This window comes from Streptomyces sp. NPDC048479 (genome assembly GCF_040651435.1).
Taxonomy (GTDB): Bacteria; Actinomycetota; Actinomycetes; order Streptomycetales; family Streptomycetaceae; genus Streptomyces.
The window spans coordinates 267,038-291,052 of the sequence record NZ_JBEZKA010000002.1 but is presented as its reverse complement, the minus strand read 5'-3'; the positions used below and the strand labels follow the sequence as shown (position 1 = coordinate 291,052).

Here is a 24,015-nt window from a genome sequence, read left to right as displayed (position 1 = left end):
GCATGCTGGGGCTTCCGGATCACGTACGCACTTGCCTGTTCGACCTCGACGGCGTCCTCACGCGCACCGCGAAGGTGCACGCGGCGGCATGGAAGGAGATGTTCGACGACTACCTCCGCCGGCGCGCCGAACGTGAAGGCGTTCCCTTCGAACCGTTCGACGCCGTGCACGACTACGACGAGTACGTGGACGGCCGGCCGCGCGAGGACGGGGTGCGCACCTTCCTCGCGTCGCGGGAGATCCGGCTGCCCGAGGGTGCGCCCGACGACGGGCCGGACAGGGAGACGGTGAACGGCCTGGGCACCCGTAAGAACGCGCTGGTGCTCCGTAAGATCCGTGAGCAGGGTGTGGAGGCCTACGAGGGCTCGGTGGCGTATGTGAGCGCCGCCAGGGACGCGGGTCTGCGGCGTGCCGTGGTCTCCTCGAGCGCCAACTGCCGCGATGTGCTGGCCGCGGCGGGCATCGAGGATCTCTTCGAGGAGCGCATCGACGGGATCGTCGCCAGGGAGCAGCGTTTGCGGGGAAAGCCGCAACCGGACACCTATCTGGCCGCGGCCCGTGCTCTGGGCGCCGAACCGGGGGCCGCGGCGGTCTTCGAGGACGCCCTGGCGGGCGTGGAGGCCGGCCGGGCAGGGGGGTTCGGCCTTGTCGTGGGCATCGACAGGACCGGGCAGGCCGCGGAGCTCCGGCGGCACGGCGCGGACATCGTCGTGAAGGATCTCGCCGAACTGCTGGAGTCACGATGATCACCCATCCCGGCTATGTGGTCGAACCGTGGTGCCTGCGCGAGACCGAGCTGAACCTCGACGTCCTCGCCCAGAGCGAGTCCCTGTTCGCGCTCGCCAACGGCCATATCGGATGGCGCGGCAATCTCGACGAGGGTGAACCGCACGGGCTTCCCGGCGCCTATCTCAACGGTGTCCACGAACTGCACCCGCTGCCCTACGCCGAGGCCGGCTACGGCTATCCGGAGTCCGGTGAGACGATGATCAACGTCACCGACGGGAAGATCATCCGGCTGCTGGTGGACGACCACCCCTACGACCTGCGGTACGGCGAACTCACGGCACACGAGCGGGTGCTGGACTTCCGCACAGGAGTCCTCCGCCGCACCGCGGAGTGGACCTCCCCGGGCGGCTGCGCCGTCCGCATCACCTCGTACCGGCTGGTGTCGTTGACCCAGCGCGCCATCGCGGCGATCGCCTACGAGGTGGAGCCGCTGGACGCCGGGGCCACCGTGGCCGTCCAGTCCGAGCTGGTCGCCAACGAGCAGATGCCGCACGACACCGGCGACCCGCGGGTCGCGGCCGCGGTCGAGTCCCCGCTCGAGGCGGAGGAGGACTTCGCCCAGGACACGCGGCTGCGCCTGGTGCACCGCACCCGGAAGAGCGGCCAGCGGGTGGCGGCCGCGGCCGACCACATCATCGAGGGCCCCGAGGGGACGGCCTGGTCGGTCGAGAGCGAGCCCGACGTCAGCAGGCTCACGGTCACCGCCGCACTGGCACCCGGCGAGCGGCTGCGGCTGGTGAAGTTCGTGGCGTACGGGTGGTCCGCGGAGAGATCGCTGCCCGCCGTCCACGACCAGGTCGACGGCGCGGTCGCCGCCGCCCGCAGCACCGGCTGGGACGGGCTGCTCGCCGAGCAGCGGGCCTATCTGGACAACTTCTGGTCCGGCGCGGACGTGGAGGTGGACGGGGACGCGGAGATCCAGCAGGCCGTGCGCTTCGGGCTGTTCCATGTGCTGCAGGCCGCGGCCCGCGGCGAGGAACGGGCGATCCCCGCCAAGGGGCTGACGGGGACGGGCTACGACGGGCACTCGTTCTGGGACGTGGAGTCCTTCGTCCTCCCGGTGCTCACCTACACGGCCCCCCAGTCCGTCGCCCCGGTCCTGCGCTGGCGGCACGCGACCCTGCCCGCGGCCCGGGACCGCGCCCATCAGCTCGGGCTGGCCGGAGCGGCGTTCCCGTGGCGGACCATCACCGGCGCGGAATGCTCGGCGTACTGGCCGGCGGGCACGGCCGCGTTTCATGTCAACGCCGACATCGCCGACGCCGTGCTGCGGTATGTGACCGCCACCGGCGACGAGGCGTTCGAGCGGGGGCCGGGACTGGAACTGCTGGTGCACACCGCGCGGCTCTGGCACTCGCTCGGCCACCACGACGCGGAGGGCGTCTTCCATATCGACGGCGTCACGGGCCCCGACGAGTACAGCGCCATCGCCCGCGACAACCTCTACACCAACCTGATGGCGCGCCGGAATCTGGTGGCTGCCGCGGAGGTGGCGGTGCGCCACGTCGAACGCGCGGAGGAACTGGGGGTCGACGACGAGGAGACCGCCGCATGGCGGGACGCCGCCGCCCGGATCGCCGTGCCGTACAACGAGATGCTCGGTGTGCACGAGCAGTCGGCCGGGTTCACGGGCTTCCAGCGGTGGGACTTCGACAACACCTCCCCGGAGCAGTACCCGCTGATGCTGCATTTCCCGTACTTCGACCTCTACCGCAAACAGGTCGTGAAACAGGCAGACCTGGTCCTCGCCATGCTGACCTGCGGCGACGCCTTCACCGCCGAGGAGAAGGCACGCAACTTCGCCTACTACGAGCAGCTGACCGTACGGGACTCCTCGCTGTCGGCGTGCTGCCAGGCCGTCATGGCCGCTGAGACGGGACACCTCCGACTGGCCTATGCCTATCTGGGCGAGGCGGCCCTGATGGACCTGGAGAACCTGGAGCACAACACCCGCGACGGTCTGCACATCGCCTCCCTTGCGGGCACCTGGATGGCGCTGGTGCTCGGGCTCGGAGGACTGCGCCAGTGCGACGGGGAGAGCGGTGCGGGCGAATTGGGGTTCTCCCCGCGGCTGCCCGAGCGTCTCTCCGGCCTTCGGTTCACCGTGCTGGTGCGGGGGCGCAGGCTGCATGTGGACATCCGCAGCTCCGCAGCCGTCTACACCCTGGTGGAGGGGGACCCGCTGAAGATCCTGCACCACGGCGAGCCGCTCACCGTCACGGTGTCCCGGCCCGTGGAGCGTCCCCTGCCGCCGGTGCCCGTTCAACCGGAACCGCAGCAGCCCAGGGGCCGTCGGCCTGCCGACCGTATGGGCGGCGCGGCGATGACCGGCGGGGAGGCGGTCGGCTGACCTGTCAGCCCGCCGTCCGCTCCAGAGAGGCGGGATGTGACACGACCACGCGGCAGAGCCTGGCACGATCCCCAGTGGGCTGGTAATGCTTGGTGGTCGGCTCCGGAAATCCTTCGGGGGACGACGTGGGGGTGTGGCCAGGCGCGGTATCGGTCGTCGGCCGGGCGTGGCGATGTCCCGGCCGGTGGTCCGATCGAGCCGTGGGGATGCGGAGCACGAACCGGTCCGGCAGGAAGAGCATGGCCGACCGGACCGATGGATTCGCCCCAACACAAGGTGGCACATGGCATGTTCACCACCCGGCCGACCCTCCAGGGCACCTTCGGCATGGTGTCCTCCACCCACTGGCTCGCCTCGCAGTGCGCGATGGCTGTCCTCGAGGACGGCGGCAACGCCTACGACGCCGCCGGCGCCGCGGGATTCGTCCTGCATGTCGTGGAGCCGCATCTGTGCGGTCCCGCCGGCGAGGTGCCGATCATCCTCGCGCCGGCTGACGGCGAGGTGCGGGTGCTGTGCGGGCAGGGGCCCGCACCCGCCGGAGCGAGCGCCGACCACTACCGCTCCCTGGGCCTCGACCTCGTGCCCGGCACGGGACCGCTGGCCGCCGCCGTGCCCGGGGCGTTCGACGCGTGGATGGTGCTGCTGCGCGACTACGGCACCAAGTCCCTCTCCGACGTGCTGCGTTACGCGATCGGATATGCGGAGGACGGACACGCGCCCGTCGAGCGGATCGGCGAGACCGTGGAGAGCGTCCGCGAGCTGTTCGAGACGGAGTGGACGTCGTCCGCCGAGGTGTATCTGCCGGGCGGCAACACCCCTGCCCCCGGTGAGCTGCTGCGCAATCCGGCGCTCGCCGCGACCTGGCGACGGCTGATCGCCGAGACGTCCGGCGGCGGGCGCGTCGCCGAGATCGAGGCCGCGCGGAAAGTATGGAGCGAGGGCTTCATCGCCGAGGCGCTCGTGCGCCAGGCCGCCCGCCCCACACTGGACACCAGCGGCGAACGCCACACGGGCACGCTGACGGCGGCCGACCTGGCGGACTGGTCCGCATCCTACGAAGCACCGGCGACGTACGACTGGAACGGCTGGACCCTGTGCAAGGCGGGCGGCTGGAGCCAAGGTCCCGCCTTCCTCCAGCAGTTGGCGCTGCTCCCCGACGAGCTGCCGGAGTACGGCTCGGCCGCCTACGTCCATCTGCTCGTCGAGGGCTGCAAGTTGGCGATGGCGGACCGGGAGGCCTGGTACGGGGACGCGGCCGAAGTGCCCCTCGACGCGCTGCTGTCGGAGCCGTACAACGCAGCCCGCCGCGCGCTCATCGGCGACAAGGCCTCGTACGAACTGCGCCCCGGCAGCCCCGGCGGCCGCACGCCCGTACTGAGCACGCACGCTGGGTACGCGGCCGACGACGAGCCCGAATTCAGCCCCATGGGGGTAGGCGAGCCCACCGTCGCCAAGGATGGCGCGACCCGCGGCGACACCTGCCACCTCGACATCGTCGACCGCTGGGGCAACCTGATCGCCGCCACACCGAGCGGTGGCTGGCTGCAGTCCAACCCCGTCGTCCCCGAGCTGGGCTTCCCGCTCGGCACGCGCCTCCAGATGGCCTGGCTCGACCCCGGTCTGCCCAACACCCTCACGCCGGGCCGCCGGCCCCGCACCACCCTCACGCCCTCGCTCGCGCTGCGCGACGGCGTGCCCGTGATGGCCTTCGGGACGCCCGGCGGCGACCAGCAGGACCAGTGGCAGCTGCACTTCTTCCTGGCTGTGGCGCTCCGCCCGGCGGTACGCGGCGGGCTCGACCTCCAGGGCGCGATCGACGCGCCGGGCTGGCACAACGACAGCTTCCCGAGCTCCTTCTACCCGCGCGGGATGCGGCCGGGCAGCGTGACCGTCGAATCCCGGACGGACCCGGACGTGATCACCGAGCTGCGGCTCCGTGGTCACGGTGTGACGGTCGGTGACGGCTGGTCGGAGGGCCGGCTGTGCGCGGTAGCCCGGGACCCGCGGACGGGCGTGCTGTCGGCCGCGGCGAACCCGAGGGGAATGCAGGGTTACGCGGTGGGGCGCTGAGCGGACAGCCCGATGTCAGCGGGCCGTGCTTAGCTGGCAACATGATCGATGACTTCCTGAACGGTGATCTCTCCGACGTCGAGGAGGCGGTCCGCAAGGCGGCCGCCACCGAGATCACGCCGCGCTTCCGGCAGCTTGCCGCGCACGAGATCGTCGAGAAGAGCGGCCCGCACGACCTGGTGACGATCGCCGACCGGCTCGCCGAGGAGCACCTCACGAAATCACTGACGGCGCTGCTCCCCGGCTCCGTGGTGGTCGGCGAGGAAGCGGTGCACGCGGATCCGTCCGTGTACGAGGCGCTGCGCGGCGACGCGCCCGTGTGGATCGTCGACCCGGTCGACGGCACCCGGCAGTTCGTCCGCGGCGAGGCGGGCTTCTGCACACTGGTCGCCCTCGCCCAGCACGGCGAGGTGCTCGCCTCCTGGACGTACGCGCCGGTGCTGGAGGAGATGGCGATCGCGGTACGCGGCGGTGGAGCCCGGCTCAACGACGCGCCGATACGGTCGGGTTCGCCCGCGCCCGACGCGGTGCTCGAGGTGGCCATGTCCCACCCGGACTACACGACCCCGGACCAGAAGCGCGCCCTCCTGGGCCTGGACGTGCTCGGAGTGCGTGGTCGTCCCTGCGGTTCGGCGGGCCTGGAGTATCTGGCCGTTGCCCGGGGCGAGCTGGACGCGGTGGCCTTCTCCTGGGAGAACGCATGGGACCACGCGGCGGGGCTCCTGCTGGTGACGGAGGCGGGCGGGGCGCATATGACGGTGGCGGGTGAGCGGTTCCGTATCGGGGGAGGCAATGCGCTCCCGTTCACGGCGGCGCGCGACGCGGACACGGCACGCCGGGTACGGAGCCTGTTGCTGGGGTGACGGGGGTGCTTTCCCCCACCCCGCCCCTTCCCGAACTGTGGGCGGTGCCCCCAGGCCGCAGCGCCGGGGGAGGGCTACGTGGGGGCTGACGCCTCCGCACCCCCGGGAGCGGCAGCTCCGCGCCGCAGTGCGACGCCCCCGGGCCCGGGCCCCGCGGCGCGGGCAACAACAGGCCCGCGAGCGCCTCGACGTCCACCCCGTCCCGGGCGAGGCTGCCGCCCAGAGCCACTGTGCGGACTCCGCGTACCGCGGTGAGCTGCTGCGCCATCGATTCGATCGTGCAATTCATCACGGCGGAGGCCATCGCCGCGCCCGCTGTCGGTGCCCGGGAATATCCTGGGGACCTTGGCCGTCGGCTGACAAAGGAGTCCGAAGGTGCCGTCGATGCTCGATGCCGTCGTCGTGGGGGCGGGACCCAACGGACTGACCGCCGCTGTCGAACTGGCCCGCCGTGGCTTTTCGGTAGCGGTGTACGAGGCCATGGACACGGTCGGTGGGGGAGCGAGGACCGAACAGCTCACCCTCCCCGGCTTCCGCCATGACCCGTGCTCCGCCGTCCACCCGCTCGGCGTCGGCTCGCCCGCCTTCGCCGCCATGCCCCTGGCGCGACACGGCCTCGAGTGGTTGCATCCCGAACTACCGCTCGCCCACCCCTTCCTCGACGGCACGGCCGCCGTGCTGAGCCGCTCGGTCGGCGAGACCGCCATGTCCTTCGGTGCCGGTGACGCGGGAGCGTACCGACGCCTCGTCGCCCCCTACATCGGCCACTGGGACACCCTCGCCGCCGATTTGCTGCGCGCGCCCTGGGACGGGCTGCCCCGGGACCCGTACCGCTTCGCCCGCTTCGGGCTGACCGCGCTGCAGCCGGCCAGCTTGCTCTCGCGCCGCTTCGAGGGCGAGCGGGCGCGCGGCCTGTTCGCCGGGCTCGCCGCCCACGCCATCGCCCCCATCAGCGGGCTTGCCACCGGCGGCATCGCCCTGATGTTCGCGCTGGCCGCCCATGAGGTGGGCTGGCCGGTGCCGCGTGGCGGTTCGCAGGCGATCTCCGACGCGCTCGCCTCGTATCTGCGGGAACAGGGCGGCGTGATCCACACCAGCACGGAGGTGAAGCGGCTGGACGAGCTGCCTCCGGCCCGCGCGTACATCTTCGACACCTCGCCGACCGCGCTCGCCCGGATCGCCGGTCTCGGCCAGGCATACAAGCACTACCGGTACGGCGCCGCCGCTTTCAAGATCGACTATGCGCTTTCGGGGCCGATGCCCTGGACCGCGAAGGAGGCCCGCGCTGCAGGCACCGTCCATATCGGTTCCACGGCCGGTGAGATCGAGGCGGCCCTGGCCGCCGCCGTCGGGGGTCGCGACCCCAAGGTCCCCTTCCTGATCACCGCCCAGCCGAGCGTGATCGACCCGTCCAGGGCCCCGGCCGGCAAGCATGTCCTGTGGGCGTACGGCCATGTGCCGGCCGGCTGGGAAGGCGACGCCACCGAGGTCATCGAGCGGCAGCTGGAACGCTTCGCGCCCGGTTTCCGCGATCTCGTGCTGGCCCGCGCCGTCGCCGGTCCGCCCCGGATCGCCCAGCGCAACGCCAACTACGTCGGCGGTGACATTGCCTGCGGTGCCTACGCCGGACTCCAGACGGTGATCCGCCCCAAGCTCGCCCGCGTCCCGTACGCGACCGCGCACCCCGCCGTTTTCCTCTGCTCCTCCGCGACCCCGCCGGGCCCAGGGGTGCACGGCATGTCCGGCCACCACGCGGCGAAGGCGGTGTGGCGCCGCCTCCGCGCCGCCCGCTGAGACGGCGCATCATGGCCGTATGACACAGCACCACCCGGCCATCACCCTCGTACGCGGCGACATCACCCAGCAGCAGGTCGACGCCATCGTCAACGCCGCCAATTCCTCGTTGCTCGGCGGCGGTGGCGTCGACGGGGCGATCCACCGGGGCGGCGGCCCGGAGATCCTGGCCGAGTGCCGCGCCCTGCGCGCCTCGCACTACGGAAAGGGCCTGCCCACCGGCCGGGCCGTCGCCACCACCGCTGGCAACCTCGATGCCGGCCATGTGATCCATACGGTCGGCCCCGTCTGGTCCCGCCAGGAGGACCGGTCCACCCTCCTCGCCTCCTGCTACCGCGAATCGTTGCGCGTGGCCGCCGAGTTGGGAGCCGAGACCGTCGCCTTCCCCGCCATCTCGACCGGCATCTACGGCTGGCCGATGGACGACGGGGCACGCATCGCGATCCGTACGGTGCGCGATGCGGCCGCGGCACCCGTCACCGAGGTACGGTTCGTGCTCTTCGACGAGCAGGCGTATACGGAGTTCGAGACGGCCCTGGCAGCGCAAGGCTGATGTCGTTTTCTCGCTAGCTCCAGCCGTTCGGCATCCCTGATGCTTGAGCCATGCACACCGACACCGAGCGCTGCGTACGCGCCGTCCAGTCGAAGGACGCCCGATTCGACGGCTGGTTCTTCACGGCCGTACTGACCACGCGGATCTACTGCCGTCCCAGCTGCCCGGTGGTGCCGCCGAAGGTCGAGAACATGACCTTCTACCCGAGCGCCGCCGCCTGCCAGCAGGCCGGATTCCGGGCCTGCAAGCGCTGCCGCCCGGACACCAGCCCCGGTTCGCCGGAGTGGAACGCCCGCGCCGACGCCGTCGCCCGCGCCATGCGGCTCATCCGTGACGGGGTCGTCGACCGCGAAGGCGTGCCGGGCCTCGCCGCCCGCCTCGGCTACTCCACCCGGCAGATCGAGCGCCAGCTCCTCGCCGAGCTGGGCGCGGGCCCGCTCGCCCTGGCCCGCGCGCAGCGCGCCCAGACCGCCCGCCTCCTCATCGAGACCACCGGCCTCCCCATGGCCGAGGTCGCCTTCGCGGCCGGTTTCTCCACCATCCGCACCTTCAATGACACCGTTCGAGAGGTGTTCGCGCTGGCCCCGAGCGAACTGCGCACCCGCGTCGCGCACAGCAGGTCCGCGCCACCGCAGACTCCCGGCGTGATCGCACTGCGCCTGCCGTACCGCGCGCCGCTCAACCCCAGCAACCTCTTCGGGCATCTCGCCGCGACCGGGGTCCCCGGCGTCGAGGAGTGGCGCGACGGCGCGTACCGCCGCACCCTGAGCCTCCCGTACGGACACGGCATCGTCGCCCTCACCCCGCGGCCCGACCACATCGCCTGCCGGCTCTCCCTCACCGACCCGCGCGACCTCACCATCGCGATCAGCCGCTGCCGCTGGATGCTCGACCTCGATGCCGACCCGGTAGCCGTCGACGACCAACTGCGTACGGACGAGTTGCTCGCCCCGCTGGTCGACAAGGCCCCCGGCCGGCGGGTGCCGCGGACTGTGGACGCCGCGGAGTTCGCGGTACGGGCGGTGCTCGGCCAGCAGGTCTCGACGGCCGCCGCCCGCACCCACGCCGGCCGGCTGGTCACCGCGCACGGCCGGGCGATCGACGACCCCGAGGGCGGCCTCACCCATCTCTTCCCGTCCTCCGGGGCGCTGGCCGCACTGGACCCGGAAACCCTGGCGCTGCCGCGCAGCCGCCGCACCACGCTGACGACCCTGGTCGGCGCGCTCGCCGGCGGCTCGCTGCAGCTCGGCCCGGACAGCGACTGGGAGCAGGCGCGCGCCCAGCTGACCGCGCTGCCCGGATTCGGCCCCTGGACGGTCGAGGTGATCGCTATGCGCGCCCTCGGCGACCCCGACGCCTTCCTGCCCGGCGACCTCGGGATGCGGCGCGCCGCGGCCGAACTCGGTCTGCCCTCGACCCCGGCCGCCCTCACCGGGCGCGCCGCGGCCTGGCGACCGTGGCGGGCATACGCCGTCCAGTACCTCTGGGCCACCCACGACCACGCCATCAACCGCCTCCCCGAGTAAGGAAGTTCCCCCATGACCAGGCAGCACACGGTCGTCGACAGCCCCTACGGCCCGCTGACCCTCGTGGCCACCGACGGGATGCTGAGTGGCCTCTACATGGTCCAGCAGCGCCACCGCCCGGACGAGGAGACGTTCGGTGAACCCGACGCCGCCCCGTTCGGCGGGACGATCCGGCAGCTCGATGCGTACTTCGCCCGCGAGCTGACGGAGTTCGACCTGCCGATGCGGCTGGACGGTACGCCGTTCCAGCGAGCTGTCTGGGACCAGTTGCGGCAGATCCCGTACGGCGAGACACGTACGTACGGCGAGCTGGCGGAGTCGCTCGGCAATCCCGCCGCATCCCGCGCGGTGGGACTGGCCAACGGCAGAAACCCGATCGGGATCATCGTGCCGTGCCACCGGGTCATCGGCTCGACGGGCAGCCTGGTCGGCTACGGCGGCGGGCTCGACCGCAAGCAGCGTCTGCTGGCGTTCGAGTCCGGCACGCCGGACGACGCACTGTTCTGAGAAGACTCGCTGTGCCAAGACCGGGGATCCGCCCCGTACCTCACGCGTCAATCGCCGGCGGGGCCCGGAATCAGCCGCTTCAGCAGTGCCGGGAGCGCCTCGCCGATCGGCTCGCGCACTATCTCGTCCGCCAGTTCGTCGTACGGCGTCGGCTCCGCATTGACGATGACGAGCCGCGCCGCGTGCTCCGCCGCGATGCCCGCCAGCGAGGCGGCGGGCTGCACCTGCAGGCTCGTACCGACCGCGATGAAGACCTCGCAGGCCTTCGCGATCGCCATCGCCTCGGCCAGCACCGTCGGGTCGAGCCGCTGCCCGAACATCACCGTCGCGGACTTCAGGATCCCACCGCATGCCAGGCACGGCGGATCCTCCTCGCCCGCCTCAACCCGTACCAACGCGTCCTCCATCGAGGAGCGGACATGGCAGCGCGTACACACCACCGTCCGTGCCGTGCCGTGCAGTTCGAGCACCTTGCGGTCGGGCATACCGGCCAGCTGGTGCAGTCCGTCGACGTTCTGGGTGATCACCCGCACGGCGAACCCGGACTGCCGGTCCAGCTCGGCGACGGCACGGTGCGCGGGGTTCGGCTCGGCGCGCCAGGTCGTGCTGTCGCGCCGCATCAGCCAGGAGCGGCGGCGGATCGCCGGATCGGCCATGTAGTAGTCGTACGTGACGAGCTTCTCGGCCTCCGGATCGCGCCGCCACAGGCCGTTGGGCCCGCGGTAGTCGGGAATGCCGGAGTCCGTGGAGATGCCGGCGCCGCTGAGGATCGCGACGAGAGTCATGCGGCGAGCCTACGCAGCGGTCCCCCCGGCGGCGAGCCGATTTGGCCCGCCCTGGACCGGCCCGACGGTCCGCGCGGTCAGGCGGGCGGTTGCCCGTTCTCCAGCTCCACCGTCCCGCTGCCCCTCTCCAGCGCGTCGAGAGCGGCCAGCACACGGTGCCCCAGCGCCCCCAGCAGGTGCTCGCCGATCTCGTCACGGGACACCAGCCGCCAGGAAATCAGCTCCTCCTCCTGCAGCCGGATCGCCGCGAACTGCGCCTCGGTCAGCACCCCGCCGTCGTACACATACGCGGCGATGGGTGGCCGCGACTCGCCAGGCACCCAGTCGACCGCAAGCAGCGCGCCCGGCTCCACATCGAGCCCGATCTCTTCGAGCGTCTCGCGCCGCGCCGCCTGCCGGGGGGTCTCGCCCCGGTCCGACTCGATCGTCCCGCCCGGCAGCGCCCAGCCGTCACGGTAGTTGGGCTCGACGATCAGTACCCGCCCCTGACCGTCACGGATGAGCGCGGCGGCGCCGGCGAGGATGCGGGGCAGGGAGGCGATGTACGTGGCGTAGTCAGAAGTAGTCACTCGGGGAAGCGTAATGGGATGCAGGGCTCAGCCCTTGGGACCAGGAGGGCGTTCGCCGGACGGTGGGCTGCCGAGCCGGGTACGGGCCCGGTCGGCATCGCGCTGAGCGGCGTGGGTGTCGGGGTGGTCGGGTGGCGGGCTCTCGGACGCTGACACCGCACCGTGGACCTCGTCCAGCAGCGGACCGAGCGGGCGAAGCGCCGTGCGCAGTGCGTCCGCCGCGAGCGTCGCCGCCCGTCCGGCGCCGCTCGCCACGGGCTCGGCCGCACCGAACCCTTCCGGCAGATCGGCCCTGCCGTTGCTCTGCGACGGTACGGCGAGGGGCTCTCCGGCCTCGGACAACTCGAGGCGGTACGCAGGCATCTGACCATGGTGCAGACAACGCCCCCCGACAGCAGCGGTTTCAGCTCAACCGGCGGAGACCGCCGCCAACCGCACCGTACGCTTGGCCAGTTCGCTGATCCGTACGCCGTCGAACCCGAACACCGCGCTGCGCACCCGGTCCTCCAGCGGGTCGGTCCACTGCGGCGGGATGGCGGAGGCCCCGCACAGCACGCCCGCCACCGAGCCTGCCGTCGCCCCGTTGGAGTCGGTGTCCAGCCCCCCGCGGACCGTGAGGCCGATGGTCGGGGTGAAGTTGCCGGCGCCGTACAGCAGTCCTGCCGTGATCACTGCGGCGTTCGGAACGGTGTGGATCCAGCCGAGGCTGCCCGTCTCCGCTGCCAGCTCGCTGAGCGTGTCGGACCAGGATGTCCCGGAGGCGTGCAGGGCGACGGTGTGGCGTACCGCGCGGGCGAGGCGGCATCTGGCAGGGATGGCTTCCAGCGCCGCTTCGATCGCCTCGCGCGGGGTGTTCGCGGTGAACGCGGCGGCGATCAGGGCGGCCGCCCACATCGCGCCGTACACGCCGTTGCCGGTGTGCGAGAGGACCGCGTCGCGGCGGGCGAGCGCGGCGGCGCGGCGCGGGTCGCCGGGGGAGGACCAGCCGAAGATGTCGGCGCGGATGAGGGCACCGATCCACTCCTGGTAGGGATTGTCGTGGGTGGCGGTGAGCGGGGGTTTGAGGCCGTTCGCGAGGTTGCGGTAGGCGGCCCGCTCGGCGGTGAAGGTCTGCAGGAACGGCAGATGCAGCAGCCACGCCTCGCCCACCTGCTCGGTCGTGAAGCCGAAGCCGTGGGTCTGAAGGAGATGCAGGCCGAGGATGCTGTAGTCCACGTCGTCGTCCCGGCAACTGCCGTGGATCCGGCCCCGTACGCACTGGCGCCACTCGGGACGCAGCTCGAACCCTTCGGCGTCCGCGTCGGGCGGCGGCTCGGGGAGATAGTCGGTGAGCGGAAGGGCGTCGGTGCGGCGCAGATAGCGGTCGATGCGGTCGCGGGTCCAGTGGTCGCCGCGCTCGACGGGCTTGCCGAGCATGTTGCCGGCGACTCTGCCCAGCCAGCCGCCGAGAATCCGGTCGGCGAGGTCGGCGTGCTGTAGGCCCATACGTCCGGTTTACCGAATGGGCGCCGGAACCGCGCGGTGGTGGGTGCGTGAAGGCTTTCAGCTGCCGGTCGGCGACGGCTCCCGGGCGGTGCGCCGGATATGCGGCTCGCGGACGTCGGCCGACCGAGCGGCACCCGGCTATGTGGCGGAATGTCGCATCATGATGGGGTGGCATGCCGTCTGACCTGGCGGATAGGGTCGGGGAGGCGCGACTGCCTGTTCGAAAGCAAGGGATAGCAAGGTGACGGACGGAGCAGTTATTCAGCCCGCGCGTGTGCTCGTCGCGGCTGACAAGTTCAAGGGCTCTCTCACGGCCGTACAGGTCGCTGAGCGGGTGACGGCGGGCCTCCAGCGGGTGGTGCCCGGTCTGGCGGTCGAGACCCTGCCCGTCGCGGACGGCGGTGACGGCACGGTCGCCGCCGCGGTGGCGGCCGGGTTCGAGCGCCGCGAGGTCCGGGTGACCGGGCCGCTCGGCGAGTCCCTGACCGCGGCGTACGCCCTGCGGGAGGGCACCGCGGTGGTGGAGATGGCGGAGGCCTCGGGCCTCCAGCACCTCCCGGAGGGCGTGTTCGCGCCACTCACCTCGACGACATTCGGCTCCGGCGAACTGTTGCGCGCGGCGCTCGACGCGGGAGCGCGGACGATTGTCTTCGGCGTCGGCGGCAGCGCGACGACGGACGGCGGCGCGGGCATGCTGGCCGCGCTCGGCGCGCGCTTCCTGGACGCGGACGGCGAGCCGGTGGGGCCGGGCGGCGGCGGACTGCGCGACCTTGTGTCCGCGGACCTGTCCGGCCTGGACCCCCGCTTCAAGGACGTGGAGCTGGTCCTGGCGAGCGACGTGGACAACCCGCTGACGGGGCCGAAGGGCGCGCCGGCGGTGTACGGCCCACAGAAGGGCGCGACACCGGAGGACGTCGCCACGCTGGACGCGGCGCTGGCGCACTACGCCTCCGTCCTCGGCCCGGAGCAGGCGGAACTGCCCGGCGCGGGCGCGGCGGGCGGCATCGGCTACGGCGCGCTGGTCGCCCTCGGCGCGAGCTTCCGGCCGGGCATCGAGATCATGCTCGACGTGCTCGGCTTCGCGCCGGCGCTGGAGCGGGCGACCCTGGTCATCACGGGCGAGGGCTCCCTCGACGAGCAGACGCTCCACGGCAAGGCCCCGGCGGGCGTCGCCGCGGCGGCGCGCGCGCAGAACATCGACGTCGTGGCGGTCTGCGGCCGCCTGACCCTGCCACCGGAGGCGCTGGGTCGCGCGGGCATCCGCCGCGCGTATGCCCTCACGGCACTGGAACCGGACCCGGCCCGCTGCATGGCGGAGGCGGGGCCGCTGCTGGAACGGGTGGCGGCGAGCATTGCGCGGGACTTCCTGATCTGAGGCTGTGGGCCGGGGCGGGGGGCTTCCCCCACCCCGCCCCGTCCCGAAACCGGGTCGCCGTCCCGGACCCGGCTGGAGGCGGACGCGACGGCTGACGCCCCCGCACTCCCAGGGCGCCGGCTCGGGTGCACGGCCCGAGGATGAGGTGTGGCTGAGGCCCAACACCTACACGGCGCGGCGCATGACAACGCACCCAGGCGCCGACCGCACCACCGCAGGGGCCCGGGTCCCCGACCGAAGCGGGGGCTTCACGGGCGGTTCGCGAGCGGACGGGGCAGACCCGGTCCTTGCCGGTGACGGGCGGGGGGACGCGCAGCGGGTGGAGTCGGGACGTAGAGCGTGATGTGTGGCGCACGGGAATCGGCCGCCCTCCACCCGCCCCCAACGCGCCGTAAATCATGCAGTCCCTGCGCAACCCCGGAGCGGACCCCAAACGGCCACCGGACAGGATCGGGTCCCCCCGGCGGCTGAGACACCGAGCGCGGCCACCGGACAAGACCGGGTCACCCGGGGCGAAGGCCCCACACGCGGCCACCCCGCACAAGACCGGGCACACCCGCATCACCCCCGGTCAGGCGAAACGCGTCGAGTGCCAAGGTCATTCCGGCCGGGTCGCGGCAGGCGCCTCGATCGGCACGCGCTCCAGAAGCACCTGGGCGGCGCTCACGAGGACGGACCACTCACGCTCGGTGCGCGCTCTGCGACCACCCATGACCTGTGAGGATGCCGGCCCTTGTGCCGGTGCACAATGCGCGCGCCGCACCCCTGGTCATCCGCAGCGAGTCGGGCATACCGCCTGGACGGTACGTCCGACCGGTGCTGATGTGTGCCCCCACAGGCAATTTCGAACAAGCTTGGAAAGGGGGTCTGCATGGCAGCCGCCTCACTCGAAGTGCGTGCGCTGTCCGTCGGCTACGGGCCGGTGCGGGCACTGCGCGACGTCACCATCGACGTACCCGAGGGCGCGATCGTCGCCGTCCTCGGCGGCAACGGTGCCGGCAAATCGACCCTGCTGCGCGCCGTCTCCCGCACCCTCGGCTTTCAGCGCGGACACGTCACGTCCGGCAGCATCCGCTTCGACGGCCGCCCGCTCGAAGGACTGAGCGCCGCTCGGGTCGTTGCTGCGGGCGTCGTCCAGGTCCCGGAGGGACGGCAGGTCTTCGCGCGGATGACGGTTGCGGACAATCTCCGGGCGGGCGCCCTGGGTGCGACCGGCGGGCGCCGGTCGAGCACCGAGGCCCTCGCCCGGGTGCATGAGCTCTTCCCCGTCCTCGCCGACCGTGCCCACCAGCGGGCCGGACTGCTGTCGGGCGGGGAGCAGCAAATGCTCGCGATGGGACGGGCGTTGATGGCCCGGCCACGGCTGCTGCTGCTCGACGAGCCGTCGCTCGGCCTCGCCCCGCTGATGGCGGCGCGGATCGCCGAGACCGTGCAGGAGATCAACGCCGCCGGCACATCGGTCCTGCTGGTCGAGCAGAACGCGGCGATCGCGCTGCGGCTCGCTTCGACGGCGTACGTACTCGACGTCGGCGAGGTCGCCCTCTCGGGCTCCGCGGACCAGCTCGCCACCTCGGACGAGGTGCGCCGGCGGTATCTGGGAGTGGTGGACGAGGACGCGGCCGCGGATGCGTCCCGCGCGCAGACGGCGGCGCCGGCGCTGAGCAGGTGGTCGGCATGAGCATGGTGGAAACCGGCCGACAGACGAGGCGCGGGATCCGGGGCGCAGCCCCGGTCAGCGGACTGCGGCCCGCATCCGGCAGGGGGCAGCGATGACCGACACCGCATCCGGCGGCGCCGTGCCCGCCCTCGACGTCACCGACCTCACCGTCCGCTTCGCCGGGCTCACCGCCCTCGACTCCGTCTCCTTCACCGTCCAGCCCGGCAGCGTCCACGCCCTCATAGGCCCCAACGGCGCCGGCAAGTCCACCTCCTTCAACGTTCTGTCCGGCGTCTACCGGGCCACCTCCGGCAGCGTCCGCTTCGGCGAGACGGAGCTCACCGGGCTTACTTCCGACCGCATCGCCGCCCTCGGCATCGCCCGTACCTTCCAGAACCTCGCGCTCCCGCCGCACGCCACCGTCGCCGACAGCCTGCTGCTCGGCCGGCACCGGCTCACCCGCGCCGGGTTCCTCGCCGCCGGACTGCGGCTGCCGTCCGCCGCTCGCGAGGCGCGCGAACACCTGGAGCGGGTACGGGAGATCGCGGAGTTCACCGGACTCGGCGGCGATCTGGACCGGCCCGCGGGAGCACTCCCGTACGGAAAGCAGAAGCTCGTCGAGCTCGGCAGGGCCCTGTGCATGGAGCCGCGGCTGCTGCTCCTCGACGAGCCCGTCGCCGGGATGACCGCGGACGAGCGGCGGCAGACCGCCTCCATCATCGCGGGCGTACGCGACAGCCTCGGCATATCCATCGTGCTCGTCGAACACGACATGGGGATGGTGATGCGGCTCGCGGACGCCGTGACCGTACTCGACTTCGGGCGCCGGATCGCCGACGGCACCCCCGCCCACGTACAGAGCGACCCGGCCGTCGTACAGGCCTATCTAGGAACGGAGGCCCAGGTATGACGACCTTCACCGAACTACTCCTCGGCGGACTCTCCATCGGATCCGTCTACGCGCTGATCGCGCTCGGCTTCGTCGTCATCTTCAAAGCCACCGAAGTCGTCAACTTCGCCCATGCGTCCCTGCTTCTCGCGGGCGGCTACGTCACGGCCGTACTCCACGACGTCATCGGCTTCTGGGGCGCGCTCGCCGTCGGCATCGCGGGCGCGGCCCTCGTCGGCGCGGCCGTGGAATTCCTCGTCATGCGCCGCTACCGGGGCTCCGACCACAGCGTCCTGGCCATCGTCACCATCGGCGTCGACATCCTCCTGACCACCGAACTCACCCGCCGCATCGGCACGGAGGTCCTTGCGCTCGGCGACCCGTGGGGCGACCGCGTCGTCACCATCGGGGACATCACCATCGCTCAGACCCGTATCGCCGCCTTCGTTTCGGCGGCCCTGCTGATCACCGCGTTCCTGCTCGCGTTCCGGTACACCTCGTGGGGCGTGTCGATGCGCGCGGCGGCCGAGAATCCGGAGACCGCGGCGCTGATGGGGGTACGCCTGGGCCGGGTGTCGCTCGCCGCCTGGGCGGTCGCGGGCGCGCTCGCTGCGGTCGCCGCGCTCTTCCTCACCGTGTTCCCGACCCCGGGGCTCGAACGCGCCACCTCGCTCGCCGCACTCAAGGCCTTCCCGGCGGCGATCCTCGGTGGACTCGACTCCACCACCGGCGCGCTCGCCGGCGGTCTGATCGTCGGCGTCACCGAGTCCTTCGCCACCGGCTACCAGAGCGAACTGTCCTTCCTGGGCCGGGGGATCGGCGATCTCGCACCGTATCTGGTGATGGTGCTCGTCCTGCTGCTCAGGCCTGCCGGACTCTTCGGCACAAAGGAGCCCGCCCGTGTCTGAGACGCTGAAGAACCCCGAGGCAGACGTGGCAAAGAGCCTCAAGGCGTACGTGAAGAGCCCCAGGGCGTACCTGAAGAGTCCCCATGCCTACATCTGGTTCGCCGGCACCGTCCTGCTCCTCGCCCTGCCCTTCTACCTCGACCGCTTCTGGCTGCAGGCCGGACTCTTCGCGATGGCCGCCGCGATCGGCTCGATCGGCATCAACCTCCTCACCGGCGCCACTGGGCAGCTGTCCATGGGGCACGCGTTCTTCCTGGCGGTGGGCGCCTACAGCTACTGCATCCTCGCGGGCGACAGCGGCGACGAGAACGGTCACCGCCTCATCGGCCTCGGACTCCCGACCTGGCTCGCCGCCGTACTCGCGGTGCTCGTCGCGGGCGCGGCGGGCGGCCTGTTCAGCCCCATCGCGGGACGGCTGCGCGGCGCGTATCTGGGCATCGCCACGCTCGCGCTGATCTTCATCGGTCAGCACGTCCTCTTCAACGCCCGTGATCTGACAGGAGGGTTCAACGGCCGGGCGGTTCCGCCCCTCTCGCTCTTCGGCATCGACTTCGACGACAGCGAGACGGTCATCGCAGCCGTCCCCTTCCAGTCCGCCGAGAAGCTCTGGTACGTGGCACTGCTCGCCCTTATCGGCTGCGGCCTCTTCGCCCGCGGAGTGCTACGGGGCCGCCCCGGCCGCGCCATGAACGCCATCCGCGACCACCGCATCGCCGCGGGTGTCATGGGCGTCCCGGTCGCCCGCTACCGGGCCGCCGTCTTCGTCCTGTCCTCGATGTACGCGGGACTCGCCGGCGTACTGATCGCCCTGGTCTTCCAGCGGACCGTCCCCGAGTACTTCGGTGTGATCCTGTCGCTCGAATTCCTCGCGATGATCGTGATCGGGGGTCTCGGCACGGTCGCCGGCGCCGTCGTCGGCGCGGCCTTCGTCTCTCTGCTGCCCCAGCTCCTCACCCACTACAGCGACACCCTCCCGCTGGTCTCCGCCCCCGGCACGGGCGGCGTCTCACCCGGCGAGGCATCGCGCTATCTGTACGGCGCCGCGATTGTCGCGGTCGTCCTCTTCCTGCCCGGCGGACTCACCCGTCTCATCACCTCTCGGGAGAAGTAATGAAGCCACGTCTGTACGCGGCGGCGCTGGCCGCCGCCCTGACCCTGACCAGCGCCGGACTCGCCGGATGCAGCTCGAAGGCCACCGACGGCGGCGGGGGCGAGAAGGACGCCGGGGGAGTGAAGACCGGCGAAGGCGTCACGGCCAAGACCATCAGCCTCGGCGTGCTCACCGACATGACCGGCGTCTACGCCTCGCTCGGCAAGAGCGTCACCCAGGCGCAGCAGCTGTGGGCGAAGCAGACCAACGCGGCCGGCGGCATCTGCGGCCGCACTATCGAGCTCACCGTCCGGGACCACGGCTACGACCCGCAGAAGGCCGTCGCCGCGTACACCGAACTCGAACCGAAGGTGCTCGGCTTCTCCCAGTTCATCGGCTCGCCCTTCGTCGCCGCGGTCAAGGGCCGTATCGACGGCCAGGACAAGGCACTCGTGGTGCCCCAGGCCTGGTCGGCATCGCTGCTGGGCAGCCCGTACATCCGGGTCGTGGGAGCGACGTACGACATCGAGACGATCAACGCGGTCGACTATCTGCTCAGCCAGAAGCGCATCGCCAAGGGCGACAAGATCGGTCATGTCTACTTCGAGGGCGACTTCGGGGAGAACGCGCTGAAGGGCTCGAAGTACGCTGCGAAGCAGACGGGTCTGACCGTCGTCGAGCAGAAGATCAAGCCGACCGACAACGACATGTCCGCCCAGATCGCCGCGCTCAAGAAGGCAGGCGTCAAGGCGGTCCTGATCAGCGCCGGACCACGCCAGGCGGCCTCGCTGGTCGGTGTTGCCGCGGCGGGCGGCTTCAAGGTCCCCATGATCGGCAACAACTCCGCCTTCGCGCCGCAGCTGCTGGCCACCCCGGCGGCGGCCGCGCTGACGAAGGACTACTACGTCGCGGCCTCCACCCTCCCCATCGGCGACCCGGGCGCGGGCCCGGCGAAGCTGGCCAAGGAGTACAAGGCCGCCTACCCCAAGGACGGGCTCGACAACGGCGTGGTCGCGGGCTACACGGCGGCGAGCGTCTACGGCGAGGTGCTGAAGAAGGCCTGCGCGGCCAAGGACCTGACTCGAGAGGGCATCGACAAGGCGCTGCTCACCGTCTCCTCGTACGACAACGGCTTCGGCATCACGAACAACTTCTCGGACCCGGCGGCGCCGTCGACCCGGCAGAGTCTGATCATGAAGCCGGACCTCAAGGTGCCGGGGGGTCTGAAGGTGGTGCGGCCGGCGGCGGTGTCCAAGTCGGCGGAGTCGTACAAGTCGGGCGGCTGAGTCACCCGTCTGGGGGCAAGCCCCCGCCCCCTGCGCCGGCTTAGCGGCGCGGACCAGGGGCGCTTCGCCCCCGTATGCGACCTTCGGCCGCATGTCCTCAATCGCCGGACGGGCTTGAAAATCAAGCCCGTCCGGCGATTGAGGCGCGTCCACATAGGCGATCAGCCGTCCACCGTGACACGGTGCGCCATCCGGCCCCGGAACTCCAGCGGGCCCGAGCCGTCCTGCCGCCCGAGATCGCCGGTGGGCACCGCATCACCGCCGCCGGGCGGTGAGAGCCAGATCTGCCCCTGGCGGATCTGCGCTGCGCAGCCGGGGAACGGCTGCCCGAGACAGGCGTGCCGCGCGGGATCCTCGACCGGCCCCGGCAGCCGGCCGGTCTTGAACCAGGTCTCGCACCCGGCGACCTCGGTGGGCCCGTACCCGCTGATCAGCCGCGCGCCCGGGGCGAGCCCCCGCCCCAGCCGCACCTGCGCGTCGAGCCGGAGCCGTTCCGCGCCGATCGCGACCGGCCGGCCACAGCCCCGGCAGCTCCGTGCCGTCGTCCAGCAGCGAGGCCGCGGTGACCGGATCGGTGTCGGCCACCGGACATGACGAGGGCCCGGGTGCGGATCGCACCCGGGCCCTTCAGCACATGCACTGCTCTAGGGGAGTTGAGCAGCCCTTGCCTCACGGTTCTCGCGGCGGTTGTCGCGGAACGTGTTCACACGCCGTGCCGTCGCGAAGAGCGGAATCGTCGCCGCCATCACGATCTGCAGCGCGCAGCCGGTCTGGAGGAGCACCTGACCGCCCGGAGCGTCGAACGCCCACGCCGCCAGCATCCCCATCGCCGAGACGATCCAGCCGAGCATCGCCACCGCGAGGACACCTCGCGGCTTGGGGTACTCGACCCGGCTCACCATCAGCCATGCAGTACCGATGATCGCCAGCAGCGTCGGGATGAACGGCAGCTCGAGCAGGATGATCGAGACGACCGTGAGCGCACCGAAGGGGCTCGGCATGCCCTGGAACATGCCGTCCTTCATGGTCACGCACGAGAATCTGGCAAGCCGCAGCACCACAGCCAGCAGCACGACGATCGCGGCCACCGCCGAGACCTTCTGCTGGGCGTCGTCCGCGACCATTCCGTACACGAGTACGAAGTACGCCGGGGCCAGCCCGAAGCTGATCAGGTCGGAGAGGTTGTCCAGCTCCGCGCCCATCGGCGAGCTGCGCAGCTTGCGCGCCACGAGCCCGTCACAGAGATCGAAGATCGCCGCCAGCAGCATCAGGATCACGGCGGTGGCGGCGCTGTTGCGCGCCATGCCGCTCTCGTTGCTGCCGGTGAGGTGCGGGATGAGGATCCCGGTGGTGGTGAAGTACACCGCCATGAAGCCACACGTGGCGTTACCCAGCGTGAGGGTGTCCGCTATCGACAGCCGCAGAGAGAGCGGCATGTCCTCCGCGTCGTCCTCGGCCTCGGCCTCTGCGACCCAGCCGGCCTGTGTGTCAGGATCAATCACGGTCAATTCGAGTCACCCCCGCGGTCGTGGTCTGACCGACCTCGACAGCGACGTCGACACCTTCCGGAAGGTAGATGTCAACGCGCGATCCGAAGCGGATCAGACCAATGCGCTCGCCCTGCTCGACCTTGGTCCCTTGCGGGAGATACGGCACGATCCGCCGGGCGACTGCGCCCGCGATCTGCACCATCTCGATGTCGCCGAGCTCGGTGTCGAAGTGCCAGACAACGCGCTCGTTGTTCTCGCTCTCCTTGTTGAACGCGGGAACGAAACCGCCGGGGATGTGCTCGACGGACGTCACGGTGCCCGCGAGGGGAGCGCGGTTGACGTGGACGTTCAGCGGGCTCATGAAGATCGCGACGCGAGTGCGTCCGTCCTTCCACGGCATGATGCTCTGCACCACACCGTCGGCGGGCGAGATGACCCGGCCCTGGGTGATCTCGCGCTCAGGGTCGCGGAAGAACCACAGCATGCCCGCCGCGAGCGCGGTGGTGGGCACGGCGATGGCCGCGGCGCGCCTGGAGCGACGCGATCGGGCCAAGCTGAGTGCGGCGGTGGCGACGGTCGGCAGAAGCCACGGCGATGCTCCGCGCGCGAGGCGTACGCGGCCGCGTGGTGCAGAGGTTTGGCTGTGGGGCATGGATGACCTTCGTAGCGGATGATGCCGCGCTGGCAACGGGGGACGGCGGCTTTCGGGCGATGTTATCGGTTGCGAGCCGCAACTGGGTAAGCCAGCAATCGAGTCGGCGGCCGGAAGATAATGACACGGTGTGATTCTCTTCGCGGCCGTACCGACTCAAATACGACAATCAACCCTGGAATCGGTACTCCTCCAGCAGCCGGCGACCAATGATCATTTTCTGGATCTCGGCGGTACCTTCACCGATCAGCAGCATCGGCGCCTCGCGGTAGAGGCGTTCGATCTCGTACTCCTTGGAGAAGCCGTAACCGCCGTGGATACGGAAGGCGTCCTCGACGACTTCCTTGCAGTATTCGGAGGCGAGGTACTTCGCCATCCCTGCCTCCAGGTCGTTTCGTTCCCCGGAGTCCTTTTTGCGTGCCGCGTTCACCATCATCGCATGAGCGGCCTCGACCTTGGTAGCCATCTCGGCCAGCTTGAACTGAATGGCCTGGTGCTGAGCGATGGCCTTGCCGAAAGTGTGACGCTGCTGCGCATACGAGACGCCCAGCTCGAACGCACGCTGCGCCACTCCGCAGCCACGCGCCGCGACATTGACGCGGCCGACCTCGACGCCGTCCATCATTTGGTAAAACCCTCGGCCAGTGGTGCCGCCGAGTACCCGATTGGCCGGAATGCGCAGTCCGTCCATGATGAGCTCGGTGGTGTCGACACCCTTGTAGCCCATCTTGTCGATCTTCCCGGGGATGGTGAGGCCCGGGCGGACCTCTCCGAAGCCGGGTTCCTTCTCGACCAGGAAGGTCGTCATCGACTTATGGGGGGCGGTGCCCTCCGGGTGTCCTTCGTCACTCCGGCACAGAACGGCGACCAGATTGGACGTTCCGCCGTTCGTGAGCCACATCTTCTGGCCGGTCAGGACGTACTCGTCGCCGTCCTTGACGCCCTTGGAGGTGATCGCCGACACATCGGAGCCGAGAGCCGGCTCGGACATCGAGAACGCGCCACGCGTCTCGCCCAGCGCCATCCGCGGCAGGAAGGTGTCCTTCTGCTCCTGCGTGCCGTGCTGCTTGAGCATGTACGCCACGATGAAATGCGTATTGATGATGCCCGAGACGGACATCCAGCCACGCGCGATCTCCTCGACGCACAGCGCGTAGGTGAGCAGCGACTCGCCCAGGCCGCCGTACTCCTCCGGGATCATCAGCCCGAACAGGCCGAGTTCCTTGAGGCCTTCGACGATCTGTGTCGGGTACTCGTCGCGGTGCTCCAGCTCGGTGGCGACAGGAATGATCTCCTTGTCGACGAAATCCCGGACGGTGGCCAGGATTTCCTGCTGGACGTCGGTCAGACCGTGGGTCTGGGCGAGTCGGCTCATGG

The 24,015-nt window shown here is 71.1% G+C and carries 22 protein-coding genes; 14 read left to right on the top strand and 8 right to left on the bottom strand.

The window, feature by feature from the left end; all coding sequences use genetic code 11:
• The first annotated feature begins 2 nt into the window (after positions 1-2).
• From AB0D12_RS04135 to AB0D12_RS04100, 8 genes are all read left to right on the top strand, one after another.
• Positions 3-746, top strand: coding sequence for a beta-phosphoglucomutase family hydrolase (locus AB0D12_RS04135; RefSeq protein ID WP_362676857.1), 744 nt, complete (start codon positions 3-5; stop codon positions 744-746).
• Entirely contained in the window at positions 743-3,139 is a 2,397-nt protein-coding gene (locus tag AB0D12_RS04130) for a glycosyl hydrolase family 65 protein (RefSeq protein ID WP_362676855.1), read from the top strand. The genes AB0D12_RS04135 and AB0D12_RS04130 overlap by 4 nt, the downstream gene beginning before the upstream one ends.
• A 288-nt stretch (positions 3,140-3,427) precedes the next feature.
• Positions 3,428-5,209 (top strand): gamma-glutamyltransferase, encoded by a 1,782-nt coding sequence (locus AB0D12_RS04125; RefSeq protein WP_362676853.1) that lies wholly within the window; start codon positions 3,428-3,430, stop codon positions 5,207-5,209.
• A 41-nt stretch (positions 5,210-5,250) separates the two neighbouring features.
• Entirely contained in the window at positions 5,251-6,072 is an 822-nt protein-coding gene (locus AB0D12_RS04120) for an inositol monophosphatase family protein (protein WP_362676852.1), read from the top strand.
• A gap of 375 nt (positions 6,073-6,447) precedes the next feature.
• Complete coding sequence (locus AB0D12_RS04115; protein WP_362676850.1) at positions 6,448-7,866, top strand: NAD(P)/FAD-dependent oxidoreductase; 1,419 nt, start codon at positions 6,448-6,450, stop codon at positions 7,864-7,866.
• Between the two features lie 19 nt (positions 7,867-7,885).
• A complete protein-coding gene (locus AB0D12_RS04110) occupies positions 7,886-8,419 on the top strand; it encodes an O-acetyl-ADP-ribose deacetylase (protein ID WP_362676848.1) in 534 nt (177 codons plus the stop codon).
• 50 nt (positions 8,420-8,469) lie between these two features.
• On the top strand, positions 8,470-9,945 hold the full coding sequence (locus AB0D12_RS04105; RefSeq protein ID WP_362676846.1) for an AlkA N-terminal domain-containing protein: 1,476 nt from the start codon (positions 8,470-8,472) through the stop codon (positions 9,943-9,945).
• A 12-nt stretch (positions 9,946-9,957) separates the two neighbouring features.
• Positions 9,958-10,452, top strand: coding sequence for a methylated-DNA--[protein]-cysteine S-methyltransferase (locus AB0D12_RS04100; protein WP_362676844.1), 495 nt, complete (start codon positions 9,958-9,960; stop codon positions 10,450-10,452).
• A gap of 47 nt (positions 10,453-10,499) precedes the next feature.
• Here AB0D12_RS04100 and AB0D12_RS04095 read toward each other — a convergent pair whose 3' ends face one another.
• From AB0D12_RS04095 to AB0D12_RS04080, 4 genes are all read right to left on the bottom strand, one after another.
• The gene (locus AB0D12_RS04095) at positions 10,500-11,237 is read right to left on the bottom strand and encodes a Sir2 family NAD-dependent protein deacetylase (RefSeq protein ID WP_362676842.1); all 738 of its coding nucleotides are present in this window, start codon (positions 11,235-11,237) and stop codon (positions 10,500-10,502) included.
• A 77-nt stretch (positions 11,238-11,314) separates the two neighbouring features.
• Entirely contained in the window at positions 11,315-11,806 is a 492-nt protein-coding gene (locus AB0D12_RS04090) for an NUDIX hydrolase (protein ID WP_362676840.1), read from the bottom strand.
• A 27-nt stretch (positions 11,807-11,833) separates the two neighbouring features.
• Positions 11,834-12,169, bottom strand: coding sequence for a hypothetical protein (locus AB0D12_RS04085; RefSeq protein WP_362676838.1), 336 nt, complete (start codon positions 12,167-12,169; stop codon positions 11,834-11,836).
• Positions 12,170-12,214: 45 nt separating this feature from the next.
• Positions 12,215-13,291 (bottom strand): ADP-ribosylglycohydrolase family protein, encoded by a 1,077-nt coding sequence (locus AB0D12_RS04080; RefSeq protein WP_362676836.1) that lies wholly within the window; start codon positions 13,289-13,291, stop codon positions 12,215-12,217.
• Between the two features lie 259 nt (positions 13,292-13,550).
• Between AB0D12_RS04080 and AB0D12_RS04075 the strand changes: the two genes are divergently transcribed.
• The 6 genes from AB0D12_RS04075 to AB0D12_RS04050 all read left to right on the top strand — a co-directional run bounded on the left by AB0D12_RS04075 (position 13,551) and on the right by AB0D12_RS04050 (position 20,496).
• On the top strand, positions 13,551-14,666 hold the full coding sequence (locus AB0D12_RS04075; protein WP_362677264.1) for a glycerate kinase: 1,116 nt from the start codon (positions 13,551-13,553) through the stop codon (positions 14,664-14,666).
• Between the two features lie 871 nt (positions 14,667-15,537).
• Positions 15,538-16,344, top strand: a complete 807-nt coding sequence (locus AB0D12_RS04070) for an ABC transporter ATP-binding protein (RefSeq protein WP_362676834.1) — start codon at positions 15,538-15,540, stop codon at positions 16,342-16,344.
• A 91-nt stretch (positions 16,345-16,435) separates the two neighbouring features.
• The gene (locus tag AB0D12_RS04065) at positions 16,436-17,233 is read left to right on the top strand and encodes an ABC transporter ATP-binding protein (RefSeq protein ID WP_362676832.1); all 798 of its coding nucleotides are present in this window, start codon (positions 16,436-16,438) and stop codon (positions 17,231-17,233) included.
• Positions 17,230-18,120, top strand: a complete 891-nt coding sequence (locus tag AB0D12_RS04060) for a branched-chain amino acid ABC transporter permease (protein ID WP_362676830.1) — start codon at positions 17,230-17,232, stop codon at positions 18,118-18,120. The genes AB0D12_RS04065 and AB0D12_RS04060 overlap by 4 nt, the downstream gene beginning before the upstream one ends.
• A 49-nt stretch (positions 18,121-18,169) precedes the next feature.
• Positions 18,170-19,231, top strand: coding sequence for a branched-chain amino acid ABC transporter permease (locus AB0D12_RS04055; protein WP_362677262.1), 1,062 nt, complete (start codon positions 18,170-18,172; stop codon positions 19,229-19,231).
• Entirely contained in the window at positions 19,231-20,496 is a 1,266-nt protein-coding gene (locus AB0D12_RS04050; RefSeq protein WP_362676828.1) for an ABC transporter substrate-binding protein, read from the top strand. The genes AB0D12_RS04055 and AB0D12_RS04050 overlap by 1 nt, the downstream gene beginning before the upstream one ends.
• A 161-nt stretch (positions 20,497-20,657) precedes the next feature.
• Here AB0D12_RS04050 and AB0D12_RS04045 read toward each other — a convergent pair whose 3' ends face one another.
• The 4 genes from AB0D12_RS04045 to AB0D12_RS04030 all read right to left on the bottom strand — a co-directional run bounded on the left by AB0D12_RS04045 (position 20,658) and on the right by AB0D12_RS04030 (position 24,013).
• On the bottom strand, positions 20,658-20,966 hold the full coding sequence (locus AB0D12_RS04045) for a hypothetical protein (protein ID WP_362676827.1): 309 nt from the start codon (positions 20,964-20,966) through the stop codon (positions 20,658-20,660).
• A 174-nt stretch (positions 20,967-21,140) separates the two neighbouring features.
• The gene (pssA, locus tag AB0D12_RS04040; protein WP_362676825.1) at positions 21,141-21,998 is read right to left on the bottom strand and encodes a CDP-diacylglycerol--serine O-phosphatidyltransferase; all 858 of its coding nucleotides are present in this window, start codon (positions 21,996-21,998) and stop codon (positions 21,141-21,143) included.
• Positions 21,991-22,638, bottom strand: a complete 648-nt coding sequence (locus AB0D12_RS04035) for a phosphatidylserine decarboxylase (protein ID WP_362676823.1) — start codon at positions 22,636-22,638, stop codon at positions 21,991-21,993. The genes pssA and AB0D12_RS04035 overlap by 8 nt, the downstream gene beginning before the upstream one ends.
• A 169-nt stretch (positions 22,639-22,807) precedes the next feature.
• Positions 22,808-24,013, bottom strand: a complete 1,206-nt coding sequence (locus AB0D12_RS04030; protein ID WP_326653642.1) for an acyl-CoA dehydrogenase family protein — start codon at positions 24,011-24,013, stop codon at positions 22,808-22,810.
• Positions 24,014-24,015: the final 2 nt, after the last annotated feature.

Bases quoted from the DNA above. Each gene is read 5' to 3' on its own strand.
- AB0D12_RS04110 (WP_362676848.1), top strand. From the start codon at position 7,886: ATGACACAGCACCACCCGGCCATCACCCTCGTACGCGGCGACATCACC.
- AB0D12_RS04050 (WP_362676828.1), top strand. From the start codon at position 19,231: ATGAAGCCACGTCTGTACGCGGCGGCGCTGGCCGCCGCCCTGACCCTG.
- AB0D12_RS04085 (WP_362676838.1), bottom strand. From the start codon at position 12,169: ATGCCTGCGTACCGCCTCGAGTTGTCCGAGGCCGGAGAGCCCCTCGCC.
- AB0D12_RS04070 (WP_362676834.1), top strand. From the start codon at position 15,538: ATGGCAGCCGCCTCACTCGAAGTGCGTGCGCTGTCCGTCGGCTACGGG.
- AB0D12_RS04080 (WP_362676836.1), bottom strand. From the start codon at position 13,291: ATGGGCCTACAGCACGCCGACCTCGCCGACCGGATTCTCGGCGGCTGG.
- AB0D12_RS04060 (WP_362676830.1), top strand. From the start codon at position 17,230: ATGACGACCTTCACCGAACTACTCCTCGGCGGACTCTCCATCGGATCC.
- AB0D12_RS04130 (WP_362676855.1), top strand. From the start codon at position 743: ATGATCACCCATCCCGGCTATGTGGTCGAACCGTGGTGCCTGCGCGAG.
- AB0D12_RS04120 (WP_362676852.1), top strand. From the start codon at position 5,251: ATGATCGATGACTTCCTGAACGGTGATCTCTCCGACGTCGAGGAGGCG.
- AB0D12_RS04100 (WP_362676844.1), top strand. From the start codon at position 9,958: ATGACCAGGCAGCACACGGTCGTCGACAGCCCCTACGGCCCGCTGACC.
- AB0D12_RS04030 (WP_326653642.1), bottom strand. From the start codon at position 24,013: ATGAGCCGACTCGCCCAGACCCACGGTCTGACCGACGTCCAGCAGGAA.
- AB0D12_RS04095 (WP_362676842.1), bottom strand. From the start codon at position 11,237: ATGACTCTCGTCGCGATCCTCAGCGGCGCCGGCATCTCCACGGACTCC.
- AB0D12_RS04105 (WP_362676846.1), top strand. From the start codon at position 8,470: ATGCACACCGACACCGAGCGCTGCGTACGCGCCGTCCAGTCGAAGGAC.
- AB0D12_RS04035 (WP_362676823.1), bottom strand. From the start codon at position 22,638: ATGCCCCACAGCCAAACCTCTGCACCACGCGGCCGCGTACGCCTCGCG.
- AB0D12_RS04065 (WP_362676832.1), top strand. From the start codon at position 16,436: ATGACCGACACCGCATCCGGCGGCGCCGTGCCCGCCCTCGACGTCACC.
- AB0D12_RS04125 (WP_362676853.1), top strand. From the start codon at position 3,428: ATGTTCACCACCCGGCCGACCCTCCAGGGCACCTTCGGCATGGTGTCC.
- AB0D12_RS04135 (WP_362676857.1), top strand. From the start codon at position 3: ATGCTGGGGCTTCCGGATCACGTACGCACTTGCCTGTTCGACCTCGAC.